The following is a 20608-nucleotide window of genomic DNA, read 5'->3' as shown; positions in this document are numbered from 1 at the left end:
CGGAGGTGTTAGTGGTGCGCGGAACGAGTCAGTTCGCCGACGCGACGTCTGGTGTGGTCTACATTCATTCGTCGCCGGCCGCGCTGTGCCCGCATATCGAATGGACGCTCACCTCCACCCTCAAAGCACCCGCGAAACTCCGCTGGACCGCACAGCCCGCGGCCCCCGGAAATTTGCGGGCGACCACCGATTGGTACGGCCCAGTCGGTACCGGCGGACGGTTAGCCGGAGCATTGCGAGATTGGCCGGTACTCGCCTTCGAAGTCACCGAGGACCCCAGTGAAGGGGTCGACGGCGAACGCTACAGCTTCGTCCCCGGCCTCGGCCTCTGGCACGGCGCGACCAGCGCCAGCGGCGATGTCATGGTCGGCGAGATGCGACTGCGCTCGATAGTCGCCGAGGCGCGCGAGCGTCGCGCCGACGCCAATGACATTGCCGCCGAGATCGATCGCGCGCTCGGCACGGCATGGGACGATGCCCTCGAACCCTTCCGCCTCGGCGGCGAGGGCGCGGAGGTCACCTGGCTGCGCCGCGACGTCGGCTGATCCACCGCAACGCAATAGCCCGATCGGTCTGTGCGAAAAGGAGATTTCTGTGCGGGGAATCCAGGGTCCACTAGCTGTGGCGGCCGTCGCTGCCGCCGTACTCACGGTGACGGCCTGCGGTAACGGTGATCGCGCCGCTGCCGCCGTCACCAACGCATCGCGGCCGAGCACCACTCCGGCCGCCGCCTCGACACCACTGCCGGGCCAGGAGTCCGTCCAATGTGGTACCGGCCCAGGCGGACTCGCCGTCGTCACCTACACCACCAAGGGCGCGGACTTCTGCCCGACCGCCCTGCTCGTGGCCACCACCTACACCCAGGAACGAGCGAAGAAGACCGGCGGCGACTTCGCCATCCAAGTCGCCGATATGCGCTGGGTCTGCGGCGAGCGCCAAGGCGACCCGAACCCGTATCAGGAATGCGCCAGCCAGAACGAATCCGCCGACAAGGTCCGCCTGCTCTCCTGATCGAACGCTCGGCGCGCCTTTCTTCGCTGATCTTGCTTCGGCTTCGCAAGATCGCATCGTGCGCGATGAACTCCGCATCGCGTCGCCGCGTAACTCTCGTGTGGCGGCATGAGACACGTCAGCGCCGGGCAAGAGCGACCGACCATACGGGGTGCGACTCCGCCACGCGCTCCGGTTATCGCTTCCCGGCAGCATGACGCGGCACGCGAGGGAGCGGCACCGTGACAACGGCTGGAATCGATATCGAAGGACTGCGCGCCACGATAGACGGCGCGGTCATCACCCCGAAGGACGCCGAATACGATACGGCGCGACAAGTATGGAGTGGCTGTTTCGATCGCCGTCCGGCAGTTATCGTGCAGCCCACATCGGCGGCGGGAGTGGCCCGGGCGCTGCTGCACGCGCGGCGGCACGGACTGGAGATCACCGTGCGCGGCGGGGGACACAATTACGCCGGGCACGCGGTCGCCGATGACGCCATGCTCATCGATCTCGCCGCGCTCGACAGCGTCACCGTGGACCCGGAGGGCAAGACCGCCCGCGTCGGCGGCGGAGCCACCTGGGCGCAGGTCGACGCCGCCACCGCCGAGCACGAGCTCGGCATGACGGGCGGATTCATCAGCGATACCGGAGTCGGCGGTCTCACCCTCGGCGGCGGTATGGGCTGGCTCACCATGCGCTGCGGATTGTCTTGCGACAGTGTGGTTTCCGCGCAGGTCGTCACCGCCGACGGGCATATCGTCACGGCCTCGGCACAGGAGAATCCGGATCTGCACTGGGCGTTGCGGGGTGGCGGCGGCAACTTCGGCATCGTCACCGAATTCACCTTCGGCCTGCACGACCTGCCGCCCATGGCTCAGCTCACCATGCTCTGCTGGACCCCGGCGGATGCCCCGGCCGGTCTCTCCGCCGGTGTCGCGCGCCTGTCGGACCTGCCCGCCGGATACTGCGGTGCGATCCTGGCCGTGAGTGCCCCGCCGCTGCCGTTCGTGCCCGAGCAGTATCAGGGCCAACCCGGATTCGTCACCGCCGTAGTAGGTTTCGGCACACCCGAAGAGCTCGCCGCAGTGGTGGAGCCGCTCCGCGCGGCAGCGCCCGCTCCCGCCTGGGAGTTGGTGACCCCCATGCCGTACACCACACTCCAGCAGATGTTCGACGATGTCGCCCCGCGCGGCTTGCCCGCCTACGAGAAGTCGCTCTACATAAACGATCTCAACGATGAGGTGATTGCCGAACTGGTGCACCGCTTCCCGCAGCGCCGATCCCCGCTCACCATCGCGCCGATCTTCCCGCTGCGCGGCCGCTACACCGAAACCCCGGATGAGGCAACGGCATTCGGCGGCTCCCGAGATGCGTGCTGGGCCGTCAACATCAGCGCCCTGTGCCCCGATCCGGCCGACTTCGATGCCGAACGCGCCTGGGTCCGGGAGACCTGGGACGCGCTGCTCCCGCATGCCCGTTCGGACGCCGGGTACATCAATTTCCTGGTCGACGACGACCAGCAACGCATTCGGGATACCTACGGCGACAAGTACTCTCGCCTCACCGCCCTCAAGACCACCTGGGATCCGGACAACGTCCTGCACCACAATGCCAATATCCATCCCGCATGATCGGCCCTGTGGGACAACGACTTCCGTCCTGAGCGACCACATGGGGACAGGAAAGCGGGCGGTCTCTTGTGGAGACCGCCCGCCTTCGCTGTGCCGCGTATTCTCTACTTCCCCCGTAATCCCTTACAGCGGAATGTTCTTCAGGTGGCTCGGACGAGCCGGGGCCGCGGCCAGGGCGGCGGCGATGATGGAACGGGTCTTGGCGGGATCGATGATCTCGTCCACCACGCCGATCGCCACGGCGCGCTCGACGCCACCCGCGATCTGCTCGTGCTCGACGGTGAGGCGCTCGATGAGGGCCTCACGCTCCTCCTCCGGCGCCGCGGCAATGGCCTTCTTGTGCAGGATGCCGACCGCGGCCTTCGCGCCCATGACCGCCACTTCGGACTCGGGCCAGGCGTAAACCGCTGTGGCACCGAGGGATCGGGCATTCATGGCGATGTACGCGCCGCCGTAGATCTTGCGGGTGACCAGGGTGACACGCGGGACGCGGGCCTCGGCGAACGCGTGCAGCAGCTTCGCGCCGCGCCGGACGACGCCCTCCCACTCCATGCTGACACCGGGCAGATAACCCGGAACATCGGTGACGACCACCAGCGGAATACCGAAGGAGTTGCACAGGCGCACGAAACGCGCTGCCTTCTCGGCACTTTCGGAGTTCAGGCAGCCGCCCATGCGGATCGGGTTATTGGCCAGGACGCCGACGGTGCGCCCGCCCATGCGGCCCAAACCGGTGACGATCGACCGCGCGTACCCGCCCTGCAGTTCCTCGAAAGAGCTTTCGCCGTCGACATTGTCGAGCAGTTCGTGCACGATCGGCTTCACGTCGTAGGCGCGCTTGGCCGAAGCCGGAAGCATGGCCTTCAGGTCCACATCACCGTGCGCGGCGGCGACGAGATCGAACTCGCCCTGCTCGGCGAACATGGACACCAGGCGACGACCGCGATGCATGGCATCGGCCTCGTCATGGGCGACGATATGGCAGACGCCGGACTTCTTACCGTGCGTGACAGGCCCACCCAGAGTCGCCATATCCACGTTCTCACCGGTGACGCTGCGAACCACGTCCGGTCCGGTGACGAAGACACGGCCCTCGGGAGCCATGATCACAATGTCTGTGAGTGCGGGACCGTAAGCGGCGCCACCGGCGGCGAAGCCGAGCACCACGGAGATCTGCGGGACCAGGCCGGACGCGCGGACCATGGCCTCGAAGACCAGTCCGACCGCGTGCAATGCCTCGACACCCTCGGCCAGGCGCGCGCCACCCGAATGCCAGAGGCCGACAATGGGCATCTTGGAGTCGATGGCGGTATCGATCGCATCGACCATGTGCTTGCAACCCTCGACACCCATCGCACCGCCCATGACGGTCGCGTCGGAGCAGTAGGCGACGGTACGCACGCCGTCGATCTCACCGATGGCGGCGAGTACGCCGGACTTGTCGCGCGGGTGCAGCGGAAGAACGGTTCCCGGATCGAAGAAACGTTGCAACCGGCCCAGCGGATCACGGGGATCGGTCGCGGTGTCGGCGTGAGCAGGGGCCATGATGGTCATCGCGAACTCTCCTCTTGATTAAGGAAGTGCGGTCGCCTGAGAGCGGCTGCGAAAATGTCGAAGTCCCGGGGGGATTCGGATGCGGGATCGCATTTCCGAATCCCCGCCGGGACCACTTGTCTTACAAACCGGCGCTGATGCCGAACCGGGTTACCGGTTCAACCGTGCGTCAGTACCGGCCGAAGGCGAGCGCGACATTGTGCCCACCGAAACCGAAGGAGTTGTTGATCGCGTACTCGATGTCCTGACGGCGAGCCTCGCCGTGCACGACATCCAGATCGATCTCCGGATCCTGGTTCTCCAGGTTCAGCGTCGGGGGGACGATGCCATCCCGAATGCTGAGAACCGTGAGCACCGACTCGAGCGCGCCGACAGCGCCGATCGAGTGGCCCAGGGCGGACTTGGGTGCGTAGATCGACGCATGCTGAACGCCTGCGTGATGAATCGCGTTCTTCTCCGCGTAGTCACCGATAGGGGTGGCAGTCGCGTGCGCGTTGACGTGGGTGATGTCCTTGGGGGACAGACCCGCGGTCTGCATCGCGCGCTGCATGGCCCGACCGGCACCGGTGCCCTCCGGATCCGGCGCCACCAGGTGGAAGCCGTCCGAAGTGATGCCCGCGCCCATGAGCCGGGCGTGGATCGTGGCGCCACGAGCCTTGGCGTGCTCCTCGGTCTCGACGACCATGAGCGCGCCCGCCTCGCCGAAGACGAAGCCATCGCGATCCTTGTCGAAGGGCCGCGAAGCGCCCTTCGGATCGTTATTGCGGGTGCTCATCGCACGCATCATCGAGAAGGCCGCGATCGGCACCGAATCGATGAAGCCTTCGACGCCACCGGTGACGACGATATCGGCGTCACCCATGACGATCATCCGCCACGCGTTGGCGATGGCCTCCGAACCCGACGAGCACGCCGAGACCGGAGTGATCACTCCCGCCCGGGCCTTGAGCTCGAGACCGACAACGGCGGAGGGACCATTCGGCATGACCATCTGAACAGCCAGCGGCGAAATCTTGCGATAGCCACCGTTCTTCAGCTTGTCGACCGAGTCGATGAGGGCATCGCCGCCACCGAGGCCGGTGCCGATGGCCACACCGAGGCGCAGCGGATCGACCTCGGGTGTTCCGGCGTTCTTCCAGACCTCACGACCGAGGACGGTCGCCAGTCGCTCGACATACGCCATACGGCGGATCTCGACGCGGCTGAGCAGAGTATCCGGAGACACCTTCAAGTGACCGCCGATACGGACCGGAAGGTCGTACTCCTCGATGAAATCATCCTCGAGAACGTCAATGCCGCTCTCGCCGTTGAGGAGTCCCTTCCACGTCGCATCGACGTCACCAGCGATCGACGTGGTCGCCGCCATGCTGGTCACGACGACGTTGGGGAAGTTCCCGTTCAAGGTGGAAGGAGTGGTCACGGTGTCTGTTCCTACTCGCCGTCGTTCGAGAACTTGGCCTTCATCGCCTCGGCGGCGTCGGCGTTCTCGGCCTCGAGCTTCTGGATGTAGGACACGGCGTCGCCGACGGTCTTCAGGCTGGCGAGGTCCTCATCCGGGATCTTGACGCCGTACTTGTCCTCGGTCTGAACGGCGATCTCGACCATCGACAGGGAGTCGATGTCCAGGTCGTCGACGAAGGACTTCTCGACGGTCACCTCGGAAGGCTCGATCCCGGTCACCTCTTCGATGATCTTGCCGAGCTCTTCGACGATCTGTTCCTGGGTCAGAGCGGCCACTGTGGTGGCTCCCTTCTTATTTCCTGTAGGTGGGTCGGATGAAATTCAATGCTTGCGGTCCGTTTGCCTTCGTCGCCGTTGACGAAGCGGGCCGCGAGTCAAGCTAGCCCTTGGTGGAGAGTTCGGCCAGCGCGGGGAGGTCCGCGGGGGTCTTCAGTGCCAGATTCGGGGTGCCCTTGAGCTCCCGCTTGGCAATGCCGACCAGGGTGCCCGCCGGCGGCAACTCTGCCACCGCGGAAACACCTGCCGCGCGAACGGTTTCGGTGCACAGATCCCAGCGCACGGGGCGCGTGACCTGGGCAGCAAGCTTATCGACCGCATCCCGGCCGGAGGCGACCGGCTTGCCGTCGAAGTTCGACAGCAGGGTCCGGATCGGCTCGCCCGGAGTGATCTTGGCGATGGCGGCCGCCACGGCGTCCTGGGCAGGTGCCATGAACGCGGTGTGGAAAGCGCCCGCGACCGGAAGTGCCCGGACGCGCGCCTTTTCGGGCGGGTTGCTCGCAAGTTCTGCGAGCGCGCCCAGCTTACCCGCCGCCACGATCTGCCCGACCGCATTGCGGTTGGCCGGGATCAGGCCGAGTTCGTCGAGCCGAGCGAGCACGACGGCTTCGTCACCGCCGAGCACCGCGGACATACCGGTCGGCTCGAGTGCGCAAGCCTTGGCCATCTCTCCGCCACGGAGAGCGGCGAGTGCCACCGCGTCATCGGGGGAGATGACTCCGGCGATGGCGGCGGCCGCGAGCTCGCCGACCGAATGTCCGGCGACGATGGTATCCGCGGGAAGTACATCCGTGGGGATTTCCGCGAAGGCCAAAAGCGCCGCCGCGACAACCAGAGGCTGTGTCACCGCGGTATCGGTGATCTCCTCCGCGGTCGCGGTAGTACCCAACCGCAGCAGGTCCAGTCCCGAAGCCTTCGACCACAGCGCGATTCGATCGGCCGCGCCGGGCAGTTCGAGCCAAGGGGTGAGCATGCCGGGTGTCTGAGAGCCCTGTCCTGGGGCGAACACTGCGATCACGTCTCTAAGAAAACACTGTGGTGGTGCTCTCAGGAGATGTCGGCGCGAATGAAGCTTTGGTGGGTCTTTTGTGAGGTGTCCACAAAAGGGCACGTGGGTTGGTCGGATCGTTCGATTCGCCGGACGCGTTACATTCGAACTTACGCATCTGTGACGGGGGTTACATCTGAGGCCGAAGTGGGTGATTCGTTACGGGTTCGAGTCAGACGGCCTATCGTGGACGCGATTCGTAACACGTAGGCATCGCGCGGGTTCATCGGATCCCGGCCCGTGATATCGGCGATTCGCTTCAATCGATAGCGGACGGTATTTGGATGAACGAACAGTTGGCGCGCGCAGGTCTCGACGGCTCCGCCACAGTCCAGGTAGGCGTCCAAGGTATTGGACAGCTCGCCCGCAGCGGCGGCCAACGGTAGCACAAGCAGCTCATTGAGGGCGGTTACGGCGGCACGATCGCCGAGAAGTGCTCGCTCGGGCAGCAATTCGGTCGCGTGCACCGGGCGTGGCGCGCTCCGCCAGCCGACCACGGCCTCCATACCGGCCATCGCCTCGACAGAACTTATATGTGCGACCGAGAGCGTGCGAGTGGTCGGGCCGATCACCACGGGGCCATCCGAGAAAGCCTCGCTGAGCAGGTCGGCGAGGAACGGCGAGGGGTGCATGGTGTCACCGAGATGACCGCTGACCACCATCACCAGGCGTGAACCCTGAACTACCGCAAGGGCATTGCGGCCGTGCCGGGCGGCCACCGAATGCACCGAACCGACCACGGCCACTTGATCTTTCGGGGGCGTGCCGACCAGCACCGTCGCCGGTGCGGTGGCATCCCAGTTGAGAGTCGCGGCGCGCGAGAGCATTTCGGGCCCGGTATCGCCGCGCACCACCGCGTCGACCACCAGCGCCTCCAGGCGGGTATCCCACGCGCCACGCGATTCCGCGGCACTGGCATACACCGAGGCGGCCGCGAAACCGAGCTCACGCCCGTATCGCAGCACCGCCTCGGTCAATGCCACCAGCTGGCGATCGTTGCGCGCGAGCGCGGGCAGCCACTGCTCGAAGAACTCCATGGCCACCCGGACCATGTCCACGGTCTGGCGCAGCGTCAGCCGCCGCGCCAGATCATCCGGGATGACCTGGAAAGCGTCCAGGCTGAACCTGATATCGCTCTCCGGATCCTGCAGCCACTCCAGGAAGTTCACCACAGCCGTCTGCACCAGCATCTGGACCCCGGCGCGTTGCGCGGCATCCAGATTGGCGAAGAACGGCAACCGCTCCTGCATCGAGGCCACGGCCTCGGTGGATAGCCGGCCCGAGAACTGTTTGACCCGCTTGAGCAGCGTGTCGGGGAGTGGATCTCGGGTCTGCCGGTTCGGCGAGAGCGCGCCGGTCGGAAGGTAGACCTCGTGTTCGGAGGAGCCTTCGTTGATCCGGCGCGGTCTCGGCGGTTTGCGTTCCACGGGGTTAATCGTGCGTTATGCGTCGCCACCTTCACTACCTGGTGCCGCCTTCGGCGCGGCGTTCACATCATCGATGCGGTATGTGGCGGCCGCCTCGACCAGCGTGGCGCGGTCGATTCTGCCCGCCTCGGCGAGGCCGGAAAGGGCCGCTACCACGATCGATGCCGCATCCACATTGAAGACGCGGCGCGCGGCGGGACGGGTATCGGAGAAGCCGAAACCGTCCGTGCCGAGCGAGATGAACTTTCCGGGTACCCACTGGCGGATCTGATCCGGTACCGCGCGCATCCAGTCCGAGGCGGCCACGAACGGGCCCTCGGCCTGAGACAGCGCCTGGGTGATGTACGGCTGTCCGGGATCGGCGTCCGGGTGGCGCAGCCGCTGGATCTCCTTGGCGAGAGCCTCTTTCCGGAGCTCACCCCACGAGGTCACCGACCAGACATCGGCCTGTACACCCCACTCGGCGAGCATCTCCTGCGCGCGCAGGCCGTCGGGCATGGTGACGCCCGCGACCAGGATCTGTGCGCGCACCGCGCCCTCACCACCGCGCTTGTAGAGGTAGATGCCCTTGAGCAGGCCCTCCACATCCAGATTCTCCGGCTCGGCCGGCTGGGACTGCGGCTCGTTGTAGAGGGTGATGTAGTAGAAGATGTCCTCGCCACCGAACTCGTGGTGCACCGAGTGCGCCTCGGGATCGGTGCCGGGCAGGGCCTCCTGATAACCGGTGATACCGACACCGCCGCCGTACATGCGGCGCAGGCCATCTCGCACGATATGAGCGATTTCGAAGGCGAAGGCCGGGTCGTACGGGACACACGCCGGATTGGTCGACGCCAGCAGCAGCGAGTGACCGTCGTTGTGCTGCAGGCCCTCTCCGGTGAGCGTGGTTCGCCCGGCGGTTGCTCCGAGCACGAATCCGCGCGCCATCTGATCCGCGGCGGCCCAGAGACCGTCACCGGTGCGCTGGAAACCGAACATCGAATAGAAGATGTAGAGCGGGATCATCGGCTCGCCGTGCGTGCTGTACGAGGTGCCCACCGCGGTGAACGACGCGGTCGATCCGGCCTCGTTGATGCCCTCGTGCAGAATCTGTCCGGTGGAGGACTCTTTGTAGGCAAGCATCAACTCGGCGTCGACCGATGTGTACAACTGGCCGTTGCGGTTGTAGATCTTCAACGAAGGGAACCACGAGTCCATACCGAAGGTACGGGCCTCGTCCGGGATGATCGGCACGATGCGCTTGCCGATTTCCTTGTCCCGCAACAGGTCCTTCATGAGGCGGACGAACGCCATCGTGGTAGCGATGCTCTGCTTGCCCGAGCCCTTGCGGACCGAACGGTAGGCCTCATCGCCCGGAAGTTGCAGAGGCTTTGCTGCGGTGCGCCTTTCGGGGACGAAACCGCCCAGCTGCTTGCGGCGGCCCATCATGTACTGGATCTCCGGCGCGTCCATACCGGGGTGGTAGTACGGCGGCAGGTAGGGATTGGCCTCGAGCTGCTCATCGGTGATCGGAATCCGCTGCACATCGCGGAACGACTTGAGATCATCCAGGGTCATCTTCTTCATCTGGTGCGTGGCGTTGCGCGCCTCGAAGTGCTTGCCCAGGCCGTAACCCTTGATGGTCTTGGCGATGATGACCGTCGGCTGTCCCTTGTGTGCCATGGCCGCCGCGTACGCCGCGTAGATCTTGCGGTAGTCGTGGCCGCCGCGCTTGAGGTTCCAGACATCGCTGTCGGACAGGCCCTTCACGAGCTCCTTGGTGCGCGGGTCGCGGCCGAAGAAGTGCTCGCGCACGTACGCGCCGTCATTGGCCTTGTACGTCTGGTAGTCGCCGTCCGGGGTGCTGTTCATGAGGTTGACCAGCGCGCCGTCGCGATCGGCCTGCAGCAGCGAATCCCACTCGCGGCCCCACACCACCTTGATGACATTCCAACCGGCGCCGCGGAAGAACGACTCCAGCTCCTGAATGATCTTGCCGTTACCGCGAACCGGGCCGTCGAGGCGCTGCAGGTTGGCGTTGACGACGAAGGTCAGATTGTCCAGGCCCTCGTTCGCGGCGACCTGGATGAGGCCGCGCGATTCCGGCTCGTCCATCTCGCCGTCGCCGAGGAACGCCCACACATGCTGATCCGAGGTGTCCTTGATGCCGCGATCATGCAGGTAGTGATTGAAACGCGCCTGGTAGATGGCGTTCATCGGGCCCAAACCCATGGAGACCGTGGGGAATTCCCAGAAGTCCGGCATGAGCCGCGGATGCGGATAGGACGACAGACCCGCGCCCAGACCGCCGTGGGAGTACTCCTGGCGGAAACCGTCCATCTGGTCTTCGGTGAGCCGGCCCTCGAGGAAGGCGCGCGCGTAGATGCCGGGGGAGGCGTGGCCCTGGATGTAGACCTGGTCGCCGCCGCCCGGATGATCCTTACCGCGGAAGAAGTGGTTGAAACCCACCTCGTAGAGGGCCGAAGACGACGCATAGGTCGAAATATGGCCGCCCACACCGATTCCGGGCCGCTGCGCGCGGTGCACCATGACCGCGGCGTTCCAGCGGATGTAGGCGCGGAAGCGGCGCTCGGTCTCCTCGTCGCCGGGGAACCAGGGCTCGTTCTCGGTGGGAATGGTGTTGACGTAGTCCGTCGAAGTCAGTGCCGGGATGGCGACATGGCGTTCGCCGGCGCGCTCCAGCATCCGCAGCATGAGGTAGCGGGCGCGGCCGGGTCCCTCCCGCTCGAGCATTTCGTCGAAGCTGTCCAGCCATTCGCTGGTCTCCTCCGGATCGATGTCCGGAAGGTATGACGCCACCCCCTCGCGGATCACTCGGACCCGGCCCCCCGCCGGGCGATTACGTGCCGTGCCATTTGTGGGACTCGACGAAGGATTGGGGTGCATCAGGTCGGTCAAGACGTTTGCTCCTCGTACAGGGTGGGACATCTGATAGGCGTCATTCACCCGGGCTGCCGCTGGTGTTGGCATACCCGTAACGATTGGTTTGGGGCGCACCTCACATCCTTGTGCATGGTGCGTCCCAGGTCATCATGTCAGCAGAGAATCCAGTACGGTTCTCCAGGGAACCGGCTGAGGCAGGAACGGGGAGACGATGAAGCTGCTGAACCCGCGTGGGTTCGGATTGGCGAGCGCGACCGTAGCGGTGGGTCTGGGGCTCGTTATCGCAGGTTGCGCCAGCACGGTCGAGGGTACTCCGACGGCGAATCAGGCGGAGGCGACCTCGTACAAGGCCGAGGCGGCGACGTCCTCGGCGGCGGCTTCAGCATCGAAAGCGGCGGCGGCACAGGCCAAAGCGATCACCGACAACTGCGATCCATTCCGCAAGACCACTGGAACCGCTGTCGATCGCTACAACGATTTCGTGGACGCGCACGACGGCCAGACCGCGGACCAGGCGGACAAACGGGACGGCGCCGCGAACGCTTTGGACGATGCGGCCCGCACCGTCGAGACTCAGGTGAACGCGTCGGGTTCGGACTTGCCCGCGGATCTCGGTCAGAAGTTGACCGACTACATCGGGGCGGCGCGCGGACTCGCCGCGGAGGTCCGCAAGATCGGCAACAACTCGTCGGTGGGACCGTTGAATGACGCAAGTCACAAGGTCAACGATGCTTTGAACGCGGTCCGAAACGCTTGCCCCACGCGGTGATTCGGGTCGGTCCACGCGGCGTTTCGCGGCTGTCGCGGGTTTCGGCCGGGGTGGGCGCAAGGTCTCACATACGACATTTAGAGTGCGAATTCGGCCGATCAGCTTGCGCTCGAGGCCATAACCATGTTCGCTTGCATCTACCTATTGTCTGGAGTTGAGGAGGACGCCACCGTGGTCGCCGCGGCGGACGCGCAGAACTACGCTCAGAAGCTTGGCATTACTCACGGAATGGTGATTCAGGAACTGGGCTGGGATGACGATACCGACGACGACCTGCGGGCCGCCGTTGAAGAGGCCATCGGGTCGGAAATGCTCGACGAAGACACCGATGAGGTCGTCGACGTCGTGCTCTTGTGGTGGCGAGAGGGTGACGGCGACCTGGTCGACGAACTCCTCAATGTCATCACTCCTTTGGCCGATGAAGGCATCGTCTGGGTCTTGACACCCAAGACCGGGCACGACGGGCATGTCGATCCGGCGGAAATCGCCGAATCCGCAACGCCCGCAGGGCTTACCCAGACCTCGTCGATCAGCCTCGGTGACTGGTCCGGCAGCCGCCTGGTGCAGCCCAAGACGCCCTCGAAGCAGCGCTGACCAGCGTCTTCGCTAAGGTTTTCGCAGGACGGCGTACCACCAGTGGTACGCCGTCCTCGAATGCCCGGACACGATGGAGGTTTCCGCATGCCACTAGAGGTCGGCACGGTCGCACCGGACTTCACCCTGAAAGACCAGAACAACCAAGACGTTTCACTCGCCGACTATCGCGGTGAGAAGAACGTCCTGGTGGTCTTCTACCCCCTCGCCTTCACCGGCATCTGTCAGGGCGAGCTCTGCAAGGTGCGAGACGAGCTCCCCAAGTTCCAGAACGACAACGCCGAAATCCTGGCCATCTCGGTAGGCCCCCCGCCCACCCACAAAATCTGGGCAGCCGAACAGGGCTACACCTTCCCGCTGCTCTCCGATTTCTGGCCGCACGGCGAAGTAGCCTCCGCCTACGGCGTCTTCAACGAAAAATCCGGCTACCCCAACCGTGGCACGTTCGTAGTAGACAAAGACGGAATCATCCGCTTCGCCGAAATGAACGGTCCCGGAGAAGCCCGTGACCAGCAGGCTTGGGAGAAAGCGCTCGCCGCGCTAGATTCATAACCCGTTGCCCCGGATTTTTCCTCCGGAAGCAACATCCGGCCCCGGCTCACGCCGGAGTCTCGGGCGTATAGCTCAGTGGTAGAGCACTGGTTTTACACACCAGCGGTCCGCGGTTCGAAACCGCGTGCGCCCACCCTGAACCGGCAGGTACCAACAGGTACCTGCCGGTTTTCTTTGCGTTTTCACGCTCGTCATGACTGAGCCTCGGTAAAGTTCGAACAAGCATTCGATGACTGTCCGGTTCGGTTGATCAGACGGGGGTATTGTGGGCGTCGTGATTCAGGCCTATCGGTTTGCGCTCGATCCCACCTCCGTTCAGGATCAGGCGCTTCGGTCGCATTGTGGTGCTCAGCGGTTCGCTTATAACTGGGGGTTGCAGCGGATCCGGGCGAACCTGGAACAGCGGGGAGGCCGAGCGTTCTTACGGATTGACCGAGGATGAACTCACGCCGGCAGTGGGATGGCCGGCGTATGCCCTGCGCAAGGACTGGAATCAGGTGAAGGGTGTTGTCGCGCCGTGGTGGCCGGAGAACTCCAAGGAGGCGTACGCGTCGGGGTTCGTGAATCTGGATGCGGCGTTGCGGAATTGGGTCGAGTCTCGGGCGGAGACACGAGCTGGTGCGGCGATGCGGTTTCCTCGATTCAAGGAGAAGGGCAGAGCGATGTCCTGCCGATTCACGACGGGGGCAATCGGACTCGCGATTGATCGCCGCCACGTTCGTCTTCCTCGCCTCGGACTGGTGCGCTCGCATGAATCAACCCGCAAGCTTGCCCGGCATTTGGAACAGGGCAGCGCCCGGATTCGCTCGGCTACGGTATCGATGCGGGCGGGGCAGTGGTTCGTGTCCTTCTCTGTTGAGGTCAGCCGCGCCGATTCGGCACCGGTGCAACCAGATCGAGTGGTTGGGGTCGATCTCGGAGTGTCCTCGCTTGCTGTGCTCTCCGATGGCACGGTAGTGCCCAATCCTCGTCACCTCGATGCAGTGAAACGTCGGGTTCGTCGACTGCAGCGGCAAGCGGCACGTCGTCGTGGCAGGAACAGGCGGACCCGTTCGGAACCGTCGAATCGATGGCTTCGAACGCAGGCGCGCCTTGCTCGTGCACATGCTCGGGTCGCCAACGCTCGGCGCGATGCGTTGCACAAACTCACCACCGGGCTCGTGGACCGCTACGGCTCGATTGTGATCGAGGATCTGAATGTGGCTGGGATGCTGGCCAACCGGCGGCTGGCGCGTTCCATCGCGGATGCTGGTTGGGGCGAGTTCCGGCGTCAACTCGAATACAAGTCGGAGCGGAGAGGTACTCAACTCCATATAGTCGATCGCTGGTACCCGAGTTCCAAAACCTGTTCGGCATGTGGCGTGGTGAAAACCAAACTGCGCCTTAGCGATAGAACATTCCACTGCGATCGATGCGGCTTCTCGATCGATCGCGACCTGAATGCTGCACGCAATCTTGCGGCGTTGGCGCGAATGTCCTCGGCGAGTTGCGTCGGGACGAAAAACTCGCTCGCTGGAAACCCGCGTAAGTCCTTGCATTCACGGGCAACGGGTACTGCCACGAGAAGACCCACGTCTACGGACAAGGGTCAACGCAAGCGGAGCATTTCGCTTGCTCAGGATGGCTTCTCATCCTGAACGGTTCGAAACCCTCTGTGCCGCCGCTGGGATGTGTAACTATCGGTGCCGACGATCGAGTTTCGTGGAAGCGATCAGACCCTATATTCCGACCCTGTATCCGCAAACTCGCCGCCGAGTGGTCCGAGGCAGTGCCTCACCTGATCGGAGGCGGGCAGGCCAGCTGAAGCATTGCGTAGTGAGCGCTGACGCGAGATGCTTTAGCAAGTTTTCAAGGTTATTCGATCGTCGGGGACGCAATCCAAATCGACGAATACACTGTGGCGCAGTGTAAAACCGCCCTGCAAAAAACCAATCCCAATCGGCGGCGCTGTTGTCAGGAGGGGCTTTGGATCACTGGCGCCCACCTATTCTCATCCAAGCCTGGGTTTTCGTGTTTCAGCTGCGATCTTCGATGCGATTCGTTTTGGCGTTCGTGTAGCAAGCATTGTCAGCCGAGTATTCGCCTTGTGGAGGCATCGTCGGGATGCGCGCGCTGATGCATGTCAGTGGCGATCTGGCTGATCAGTAGGGGCTTGGCCCACCGGCCCGGACGCCCTGTCTGTGGCCAGGTCGACTGGCGGGGTCGGTGGACGCCGATGTAGGCCCTTGCCGGCCGCGACGAATCGTTGAGACGGCGATCTCACCGAACGGATCGTCGTGGTTCTGCTGCCGCAGATTCGGATCAACTCAACCGCTACCGCGCGCGGTGGCTCGTTGCGGGCGGTGCGGCGGCGAGGTCAACGTGCAGGGACGAAGAGCTGGGAGACTCGTTGCAGCGCGGTGCTGTATTCCTTGTCGATTCGGTCGACGATGGTGGGCACCGATTCGATGGCGCGGATCGTCTGCAGCCCCTGGCCGGCGGCCCATACATCCTTCCATCGTTTGATCGATGAGGTGCCGGAGGTGTAGTTCTTCGTTCCGGTCAGCGGCGGCAGATTGTCGGGGTCCAGGCCCTGGGCGCGGATGCTCGGTTTGAGCCAGGACGCCGGTGTGCCGGTGATCGCGGCACTCACGATCAGGTCGTCGGGTCCGTTGTCGACAATCATCTGCTTGTAGGCCGGGTCGGCCATGCTTTCCTGTGCGGCGAGGAAGCGGGTACCCATATAGACGAGATCAGCGCCTGCCGCGATCGCGCCCGCGACGCCGAAGCCGTCACTGATACCGCCGCCGATGATGACCAGTCCGTCGAAGAATTCGCGAACCGCGGAGGTGAAGGCAAAGGGGGAGAGGTGGCCGGTGTGTCCGCCCGCGCCGGCCGAGACACACGCCATGCCGTCGACACCGGCGTCGGCGGCCTTGCGAGCGAGCGTCATGTTGACGACATCGGCGATGACTATGCCGCCGTATCCCTTGACCACGTCCATGACCGGACGCGGTGAGCCGAGGGCGGTGATGACCACCGGGGGCTGGTATTCGGCGATGAGGCGCAGGTCGTCGGTCAGCCGAGCGTTTGTGCTGTGGGTCACGAGGTTTGCCGCCCATGGGGCAGGCGCGTTCGAACCGGTGCCTGCGCTGTCGAGCTGATCGGTGATCGACCCCATCCAGGAATCGAGATCCTCGGCCGTGCGGCAGTTCTGAGTGGGGAAGGAACCGATGATTCCGGCTCGGCACGCGGCGACCACGAGATCCGGTCCTGAGACGAGGAACATCGGTGCAGCGATTATCGGCAGGCGAAGTGCGGGGAGGGAAGTGTTTTTCATGGCTACTTACTCGTGGCGGGGAGGTGGGGTCGGACGGGTGATTTCCGCAGGCGCGCAGGCGGGGTCAGGAGGATGGTTCGACGGTGAGCGGTGACAAGATCCGGGCAACCGCGACGCGGTCGACCTTGCCCAGTGGTGTCAGTGGGAAGGCGTGCAGGCGGTGAACGGATTTGGGGCGTTTGTAGTCGGGGAGCAATAGCCGACTCTCGGCCAGGACCCGGTCCTCGTCGAGGGAGGTGTTCGGTGCGGCGGTGTATGCCACGAGGATGCGCTGACCCCACACCGGGTCGGGTAGGCCCACGGCCACAACATCGGTGAGGTCGGCAATCGCCCGCAGGGCTTGCTCCACCTCGAGCGGGTAGACGTTGTATCCGCCGGTGATGATCATGTCTTTGCCTCGTCCGGTGAGATGGATATAGCCATCGGCTGTCCGGAATCCGAGGTCGCCGGAGTAAAGGCGATCTCCCGCATGACTTTTGCCGAGGTCGGTGCGGCTGTCGGCATTGTGATAGCCGGGGCTGACGGCGGCACCGCGGATCACCAGTTCGCCCGTCTGTCCGTCGGGTACAGGGACGTGATCGGCCTGGAAGTCGATGTCCACCCCGGCGCAGGTCCGTCCGACCGAGCTCAGGATGTCGGTGTCCTCCCGCATCGCTCGATGGTGATCGGCGATATCCAGCACCGTCAGCGGCGGGATCGCCTCGACCATGCCGTAGTACTGTACGAGGTTCGGTGTGATCCGGTGGTAGGCCTGACGGATGTGTTTCACCGGCATGGGCGCACCGGCATAGGCCAGCATCCGCATCCGATGCATCGGCGCGAGTTCGGTGTCGTCGAATTCCAGGAGTTTGGCGATGACCGTGGGTACGAGCGCGGTGTGGGTCCCGCCGTAGCTGGCGATAGCGGCGAGCACATCCACCGGGCGCGCGTGGTCCAGTAGCACTTGGCGGCCGCCGGAAGCCAGAAATGGCAGGACGAACAATCCGCTGGTGTGGATGACCGGTCCGGCATGTATGAAGACCGGCGGCTCGGCACCCTCCATCGTGCCGGCGAGAACATGCACGAGCATCGCGTCGAGGGACGCGAGCCGGTTGGCATGGGTGCGCTGCGCGCCCTTGGGCACTCCCGTGGTGCCCGAGGAGTAGTGCAAGGCGCACAGCGAATCGGGATGAGGCTCTGGCCGCCGGGCGGGGAGCGGGGACGCGGTAGCCATGCTGTCGAGCGAATGGCCACCGTCATGGTCCTCCCCGGTGGTGATGAGGACGGGAATCGATGCTGTGGAAGCGAATTCGAGGGCGCCGGCGACGGTGGGGTCGAAGATCAGCACGGAAGGTCGGCAATCGTCGGCGATCCGCGTCCAGTCTCGTTCTCCGACACGAGGATTGAGCGCGACTCGCACAAACCCGCCGATCGTCAGCGCGAGGTCGACCTCGACCGAGGCCACCGCGTTGGGCAGCAGCACCAGAACAGTGCTGCCCGCGTCGATTCCGGTCGCTGCGAACCCGGCGGCGAGACGGTCTACCCGGTCGGACAATTCCGTGAAGCTCACACTCCTCGAGCTGTCTTGCACCGCGATGTTCGAGCCGTACTTCTCGGCGGCGGTGGATATGACGTTCGCGATCGACATAGGAACCCGACTCCTCCAATTCACTACAGTTATTGAAGTAGACTACGTCGGTGCCGGATTGCGCAAGAGCCCCCGGCGCCGCGGAGCGTAGAGGAGAACGCGAATGACCCGTTCGATCGTTGACGCACGGACAGCCTGGGTTGTCGACGCGGTGAGAACACCTTTCGGCGCGGTACGTGGCGCACTGTCACACATTCGCGCCGACGACCTTGCCGCAGTGCCGATCGTGAATCTGATGGAGCGACACCCGGAACTGGACCCGAACCGAATCGATGAGGTGGTGTGGGGAAACGCCAACGGTGCAGGTGAGGACAACCGAAACGTCGCCCGCATGGCCGCACTACTGGCGGGTCTGCCGAACTCGATTCCCGGTGTGACCGTCAATCGATTGTGCGGATCAGGTGCTGAGGCATTGCTGTCAGCGGCCCGTCGCGTCGCCGTAGGGGAGGCTGAAGTCGTCGTCGCGGGCGGCTCGGAGAGTATGAGTCGCGCCCCCTACGTGCTGCCGCCGATCGATTCGGCATTTCCTCGCCAGCTGGAGTTGACGGCGACCACCGTCGGTTGGCGCATGATCAATCCGCGCTTCCCCGCACCCTGGGTACAGTCACTGGGCCGTTCGGCGGAACTGGTCGCCGAGGGGAATGGCATCGGGCGGTTGGAGCAGGACGAGTGGGCGCTGCGCTCGCACGAGCTCGCCGCCAAGGCCTGGTCCGAGGGCGTGCATGATGGATTCGTCATCGGTCATGCGGGCCTCGGGTGCGACGAGTCCATTCGAGAGGTCGATGCCGCGATAATGGCCGGACTGCGGCCGGCGTTCTCGACGCACGGCAGCGTCACTGCGGGCAACTCGTCGCCGATCAACGATGGTGCCGTGGCAGCCCTGGTGGCCAGTGGTGCCGTGGTCGACGAGCTCGGGGTCGAACCGCTGGGGCGGATCCTCTCCTCGGCAGTGGTCGGGGTCGATCCGGACTTGTTCGCATTGGCCCCGGTCCCGGCGATACACAAGGCATTGGACCGCGCCGGACGCGGCCTGAACGAGGTCCGTGTCCTCGAACTGAACGAGGCCTTTGCCGCTGTGGTCCTCGCTTGCTCGCGGGAGCTGCCGCAGATCACCGCCGACCGGGTGAACCCGTTCGGGGGCGCAATCGCTCTTGGTCACCCGCTGGGTGCTTCGGCGGCTCGCGTCGTCATCGATTGCCTGCGTCACCTGCGGCGTCTCGGAGGTGGGATCGGTGTCGCGGCGGCTTGCATCGGTGTCGGACAGGGCATCGCTATTGTGTTGGAGGCCTGATCGGCGCAGGGCAATCGCAACAGCAATCAGGGAAGTGTGGGGGTGGTCGTGGCTGAGATCGCAGGTCCCACCCCGGCAACCAGCCCGGTAGCGCAAACTATCGATCTCCTCGGTGACCGGGTCACCGTCGCGGTGTTGCGTGACGCCTTCGTCGATCACGTCCGGCGTTTCAGTGAATGGATCGACCGGACCGGGGCACCGCCGGCGATTCTGACCTCTCGGCTGACTGCGCTGGTCGAGGCGGGACTGATGCGGCGATGCCCGCAGTCCGGCGGCTACGACCGGCACGATTACATGCTCACCGATCTCGGCTTGGCGACATGGGAATTCCTGGTCAGCGTCTGGTGCTGGCAACGTGAATGGGCTGCCGACGGCCTGCTGCAACCGGAACTGGTGCATGTGCAATGCGGGCATCGTGGCCCACCCGAGTTGATCTGTGGGCATTGCGATCGTGTAGTCAAGGCCCGCGACGTCCGAGTGCAGGTGAACCTCGAGTCGCTGGCGCTTGCGGGCAAGGGGAACTGGCGCAGATCGACGCGCAACGCACCCGCATTGAGCCGCGCCGATCTGCAGTTCACCGATGTAATGGAGGCGATCGGTGATCGTTGGAGCGTGTTGGTCGCCGGACTGGCACTCTCGGGCGTCCGGAGATTCGGCGAGTTTCAGTCGATCTTGAAGATCTCGCCGACCACGCTGACAGAGCGGCTGACCCGCCTTTCCGAAGTGCAGATGATTGCCCGCACAGCAGGCGGTCGCGAATACACGATGACCCCACGCGGCCGTGCGTTGTTCCCGATCTTCGCCTTCCAATTGGCCTGGACCCAGCAGGCTCATCCCGACGTCCCGGTCGAGGACCTGGGCCCGCGCCTGCATCATGACGAGTGCGGGAATTGGTTCCAACCCGCACTGCGTTGCCGCGGGTGCGACATGACGCTCGAGCGAACGTCGGTCACCTTCCACTCCTGAGCGCGCGGCTCCCACGCGACCCCACAGGTCGTGGGCGGGTGTTGACACTCTGCCCTCTCCGGCCGCGAGACGCTGGCCCCCTGATCGGCCGTTGACAATCTCGATGCCGCTTGGTTCACTTCAATAACAGTAGTGAATGGCAGTGGGCTGGACCTCGCATCCCGGACCCCGACGGACCACAGGTGCCGCTTGCCCAGTCGCATCACCCTTCGACAGG

General features: G+C 64.7%; 18 protein-coding genes and 1 tRNA gene. 11 read left to right on the top strand and 8 right to left on the bottom strand.

What is annotated here, in order from left to right; all coding sequences use genetic code 11:
- Positions 1-14 precede the first annotated feature (14 nt).
- The 3 genes from GFY24_RS18605 (at position 15) to GFY24_RS18595 (ending at position 2624) form a co-directional block, all read left to right on the top strand.
- Complete coding sequence (locus GFY24_RS18605) at positions 15-545, top strand: DUF3145 domain-containing protein (protein WP_309231018.1); 531 nt, start codon at positions 15-17, stop codon at positions 543-545.
- 49 nt (positions 546-594) lie between these two features.
- A complete protein-coding gene (locus GFY24_RS18600) occupies positions 595-1011 on the top strand; it encodes a hypothetical protein (protein ID WP_153806348.1) in 417 nt (138 codons plus the stop codon).
- 221 nt (positions 1012-1232) lie between these two features.
- Positions 1233-2624: an FAD-binding oxidoreductase gene (locus GFY24_RS18595; protein WP_309231017.1), complete on the top strand. Its 1392-nt coding sequence runs from the start codon at positions 1233-1235 to the stop codon at positions 2622-2624.
- Between the two features lie 123 nt (positions 2625-2747).
- Here the strand turns inward: GFY24_RS18595 and GFY24_RS18590 are convergent, their stop codons facing one another.
- The 6 genes from GFY24_RS18590 to aceE form a co-directional block, all read right to left on the bottom strand.
- Positions 2748-4178 carry an acyl-CoA carboxylase subunit beta gene (locus GFY24_RS18590; protein WP_153806347.1) on the bottom strand — a complete coding sequence of 477 codons (1431 nt, stop codon included), beginning with the start codon at positions 4176-4178 and terminating at the stop codon, positions 2748-2750.
- Positions 4179-4347: 169 nt separating this feature from the next.
- Positions 4348-5598, bottom strand: a complete 1251-nt coding sequence (locus GFY24_RS18585; RefSeq protein WP_309231016.1) for a KasA/KasB family beta-ketoacyl-ACP synthase — start codon at positions 5596-5598, stop codon at positions 4348-4350.
- 11 nt (positions 5599-5609) lie between these two features.
- Positions 5610-5915 carry a meromycolate extension acyl carrier protein AcpM gene (acpM, locus tag GFY24_RS18580; protein ID WP_309231015.1) on the bottom strand — a complete coding sequence of 102 codons (306 nt, stop codon included), beginning with the start codon at positions 5913-5915 and terminating at the stop codon, positions 5610-5612.
- A gap of 103 nt (positions 5916-6018) precedes the next feature.
- The gene (locus GFY24_RS18575) at positions 6019-6933 is read right to left on the bottom strand and encodes an ACP S-malonyltransferase (protein WP_309231014.1); all 915 of its coding nucleotides are present in this window, start codon (positions 6931-6933) and stop codon (positions 6019-6021) included.
- A gap of 140 nt (positions 6934-7073) precedes the next feature.
- Positions 7074-8360: a helix-turn-helix domain-containing protein gene (locus GFY24_RS18570; RefSeq protein WP_309231045.1), complete on the bottom strand. Its 1287-nt coding sequence runs from the start codon at positions 8358-8360 to the stop codon at positions 7074-7076.
- A gap of 45 nt (positions 8361-8405) precedes the next feature.
- Positions 8406-11276 carry a pyruvate dehydrogenase (acetyl-transferring), homodimeric type gene (gene aceE / locus GFY24_RS18565; RefSeq protein ID WP_153806456.1) on the bottom strand — a complete coding sequence of 957 codons (2871 nt, stop codon included), beginning with the start codon at positions 11274-11276 and terminating at the stop codon, positions 8406-8408.
- Between the two features lie 208 nt (positions 11277-11484).
- On the opposite strand from aceE, the gene GFY24_RS18560 reads away from it, so the two are divergent.
- The 6 genes from GFY24_RS18560 to tnpB all read left to right on the top strand — a co-directional run bounded on the left by GFY24_RS18560 (position 11485) and on the right by tnpB (position 14825).
- Positions 11485-12042 (top strand): hypothetical protein, encoded by a 558-nt coding sequence (locus tag GFY24_RS18560; RefSeq protein ID WP_153806346.1) that lies wholly within the window; start codon positions 11485-11487, stop codon positions 12040-12042.
- Between the two features lie 171 nt (positions 12043-12213).
- A complete protein-coding gene (locus GFY24_RS18555; RefSeq protein ID WP_309231013.1) occupies positions 12214-12636 on the top strand; it encodes a DUF3052 domain-containing protein in 423 nt (140 codons plus the stop codon).
- An 87-nt stretch (positions 12637-12723) separates the two neighbouring features.
- A complete protein-coding gene (locus GFY24_RS18550; protein WP_153806344.1) occupies positions 12724-13188 on the top strand; it encodes a peroxiredoxin in 465 nt (154 codons plus the stop codon).
- A 61-nt stretch (positions 13189-13249) separates the two neighbouring features.
- A tRNA-Val gene (locus GFY24_RS18545) sits at positions 13250-13321 on the top strand.
- 132 nt (positions 13322-13453) lie between these two features.
- Positions 13454-13630: a helix-turn-helix domain-containing protein gene (locus tag GFY24_RS43350; RefSeq protein ID WP_309231012.1), complete on the top strand. Its 177-nt coding sequence runs from the start codon at positions 13454-13456 to the stop codon at positions 13628-13630.
- The gene (gene tnpB / locus GFY24_RS18535) at positions 13617-14825 is read left to right on the top strand and encodes an IS607 family element RNA-guided endonuclease TnpB (RefSeq protein ID WP_153806342.1); all 1209 of its coding nucleotides are present in this window, start codon (positions 13617-13619) and stop codon (positions 14823-14825) included. The genes GFY24_RS43350 and tnpB overlap by 14 nt, the downstream gene beginning before the upstream one ends.
- A 719-nt stretch (positions 14826-15544) precedes the next feature.
- Here tnpB and GFY24_RS18530 read toward each other — a convergent pair.
- Both GFY24_RS18530 and GFY24_RS18525 read right to left on the bottom strand, forming a co-directional pair.
- Positions 15545-16507 (bottom strand): nitronate monooxygenase family protein, encoded by a 963-nt coding sequence (locus tag GFY24_RS18530; protein ID WP_153806341.1) that lies wholly within the window; start codon positions 16505-16507, stop codon positions 15545-15547.
- Between the two features lie 64 nt (positions 16508-16571).
- Positions 16572-18134 (bottom strand): class I adenylate-forming enzyme family protein, encoded by a 1563-nt coding sequence (locus GFY24_RS18525; RefSeq protein ID WP_153806340.1) that lies wholly within the window; start codon positions 18132-18134, stop codon positions 16572-16574.
- 103 nt (positions 18135-18237) lie between these two features.
- On the opposite strand from GFY24_RS18525, the gene GFY24_RS18520 reads away from it, so the two are divergent.
- Complete coding sequence (locus GFY24_RS18520) at positions 18238-19425, top strand: thiolase family protein (protein ID WP_153806339.1); 1188 nt, start codon at positions 18238-18240, stop codon at positions 19423-19425.
- A gap of 48 nt (positions 19426-19473) precedes the next feature.
- A complete protein-coding gene (locus GFY24_RS43345; protein ID WP_309231011.1) occupies positions 19474-20391 on the top strand; it encodes a winged helix-turn-helix transcriptional regulator in 918 nt (305 codons plus the stop codon).
- The last annotated feature ends 217 nt before the right edge of the window (positions 20392-20608 follow it).

This window comes from Nocardia sp. SYP-A9097 (assembly GCF_009649815.1).
Lineage (GTDB): Bacteria > Actinomycetota > Actinomycetes > Mycobacteriales > Mycobacteriaceae > Nocardia.
The sequence above is the reverse complement of the archived record's forward strand: the minus strand, read 5'-3'. Positions and strand labels throughout refer to the sequence as shown.